The 2,690-nt window shown below is 48.0% G+C and carries 3 protein-coding genes; 2 read left to right on the top strand and 1 reads right to left on the bottom strand.

Translation table 11 applies throughout. The annotated features are described in order from the left end of the window. Positions 1 to 800 (bottom strand): substrate-binding domain-containing protein (locus tag JF818_RS06980; protein ID WP_198891312.1); only part of this gene is annotated, 800 nt, incomplete at its 3' end. An 85-nt stretch (positions 801 to 885) separates the two neighbouring features. Here JF818_RS06980 and JF818_RS06975 point away from each other — a divergent pair. Continuing rightward, the gene (locus JF818_RS06975; RefSeq protein WP_198891311.1) at positions 886 to 1,857 is read left to right on the top strand and encodes a bile acid:sodium symporter family protein; all 972 of its coding nucleotides are present in this window, start codon (positions 886 to 888) and stop codon (positions 1,855 to 1,857) included. A gap of 28 nt (positions 1,858 to 1,885) precedes the next feature. Beyond that, positions 1,886 to 2,690: tagaturonate reductase (locus JF818_RS06970; RefSeq protein WP_198891310.1), on the top strand; the 805-nt coding region annotated here is incomplete at its 3' end.

The raw sequence follows: 2,690 nt of genomic DNA, 5'->3' as shown, positions 1-2,690 counted from the left end.
TCGCTGAGCAGGTTCCAGGACATCCTTGCCAACTCATTAACCGGCATCCTCGCAGTGGTACAAGGAACCTTCAAGAGGTGGCTTTCCCTGCTGTCATTATATCCCACGATACGCAGATCCTCAGGAATTGAGAATCCGAGGTTCTCCAAGTATTTTCCTGCATCAAACATCATAAGATCGCTGGCACAAACCAACGTATCGAAATCCCGCCCAGGAACGAGTTTTCTCTCCTCCAATAACTGAACAATTGCCTTCCTTCCTTCTGACCAGGAGAAAGGGTCACTGACCAAGCGGGGATCAAAGAGCAGACTGGTTTGGTCGAGGGTATCGCAATAGGCCCGGTAGCGGTCTTCGGCAGAATAGTGATTCTCCGGTCCCCGGAGAAAGGCAATCTTCCTTGCACGGTGTTCACGGATACAGTGCAGCATGACACTCTGAACCCCAGAATAGGCATCAAAAGAGATTCCGGGACAGCCTTCCTTCTTCATCCCGATGCAGACACAGTCCAGACCGTCAAGGTTATCCAGGAAGGCATGGACCTCTGAGACACTGACAGCCCCACCCAAGGCTGAAGCCCAAGTAATCACACCATCGAGGTTATCGGTATTTACCAGAGAATAAATGGCATTACGTAGGTACTCCTGGTTCTCCTGATACTCAAGTCTTCCTCCAGGGAATACAAACAGGGAAATACCGGAACGTTGGCAGTGGCTTGCAATCTGGGACCAGAGCCCGTTGGAAGCTCCGGTATGAATAGAGGCTAAAACCAATCCCACTCGCCTTGTCACGTGAGCACCCACAGCAACCTCCTCATAAACGATATCACTATACCACAGGTTTTTTCACCTTGACAGTCCAGCAAGGAGAAGGCTATCATTCGGAACAATGTTTCATTTTCAAAAAGTCGAGGCAAGGCTCAAGAGCCTGAACTATCATCTGGAGCGGTTCATGCCGCTCCTCACTCCCAGCGGTGTTATCATGGGACTCCTCCTTGGTTCACTTGTCTCCTGGATGACCCCTTCGGTACCCTACCTGTTTGGTCTTATTACCTTTATTGGTGGTCTGGGTATCAGTTCAAATGCCTTCTTTGGGGTCATTAAAAAACCAAAAGCCATTCTCTTCTTCATTCTTGGGGCGAATATCATCATGCCCTTGGTGGCATGGGCACTGGCAAACCTGTTGTTCCCCGGTCATCCTGCAATTATCACAGGATTTATTCTCCTGATGGCCATCCCCACTGCAATCACCGGATATATCTGGGCAAATATCTATAGGGGAAATGGGGCACTCTCCCTGACCTTGATCATTGTCTCCACCCTCCTTGCTCCTTTTCTTACCCCCTACACAGTCGCAATCCTTGCCCAGACCAGCGTACAGATCGATACCAAGGGAATGATGATATCCCTGCTTATCATGGTCGTTATCCCCTCCATTGTCGGTATTCTTATCAACAATGCAACACAGGGTAAGGTCAACGACCATGTGGGGCCAAACCTGAAGCCATTCTCCAAGATTGGTCTCTTCTTCATCATTGTCATCAACACCAGCAACGTAGCTGAACGCCTTATCGCTGATGCTTCCTGGATCTACCTACCTATTGCACTTGTCTGTGCATTGCTTGCAGTCATCGGATATCCGCTTGCTCACTATTTAGGAAAAATTGCCGGTATTGCCTTGGAAGATCGAAAGAGTGTCACCTTCGCCGTCTCCATGAGGAATATCAGCTCAGCCTTGGTTCTTGCCATCGCTTACTTCCCCCCTGAGACTGCACTGCCTGTCATTTTTGGAATCGTCTTCCAGCAAACCATCTGTGCCTTCATGGCACATACCCTTTATGGAAGAAAGAAAATAACGTAACATACATAATAGATAAGGAGATACATCCATGCAATCGATTACTGAAACTCATAAGACAGTTGCCCGAAAAGAGAAAATCCTCCAGTTCGGTGAAGGGAATTTTCTCCGTGCTTTTGTTGACTGGATGATCGATATCCTCAATGAAAAAACTGACTTCGACGGCAATGTGGTCATCGTCCAACCACTCGAGAGAGGATTGAGCGATATGATCAATGACCAGAAAGGTCTCTACACCACCATCCTTAGGGGTGTTCAGGGAGGAAAGAACGTTGAGGAGTTCCGTACCATTGGCAGTGTCAGCCGCTGTCTGAATCCATATAAGAAAGATGACTATGAAGCATACCTGAAGCTAGCAGAAAGTGAAGACCTAAGGTTCATTGTATCCAACACCACCGAGGCAGGCATTGCCTACAGCGAAGGAAACAGCCTCGAGGATACTCCCCAAGCTGCCTTTCCCGCAAAAGTCTGTGCGTTTCTCTACAAGCGTTACAAAGCTTTTAATGGTGCACAAGATAAGGGGATTATTGTCATCCCGGTTGAGCTTATCGACAAGAACGGTGACAACCTAAAGCGAATCGTGTTGCAATATGCAAAGGAGTGGAATCTGGAAGCAGGGTTTACTACCTGGCTTGATGAAGCATGTGATTTCTGCAACTCACTTGTTGACCGCATTGTTCCTGGATATCCTCGCGCTGAAGCAGCACAGCTGTGTGAAAAAATTGGGTATCAGGACAATCTCCTTGATGCCGCGGAGATTTTCCATCTCTGGGTTATTGAATGTCACAAGGAGTTCCATGAAGATGAGCTTCCCTTCAACAAGGCTGGTTTGAACG

It is taken from the genome of Sphaerochaeta sp. S2, assembly GCF_016406725.1.
Classification (GTDB): domain Bacteria; phylum Spirochaetota; class Spirochaetia; order Sphaerochaetales; family Sphaerochaetaceae; genus Sphaerochaeta.
The sequence above is the reverse complement of the archived record's forward strand: the minus strand, read 5'-3'. Positions and strand labels throughout refer to the sequence as shown.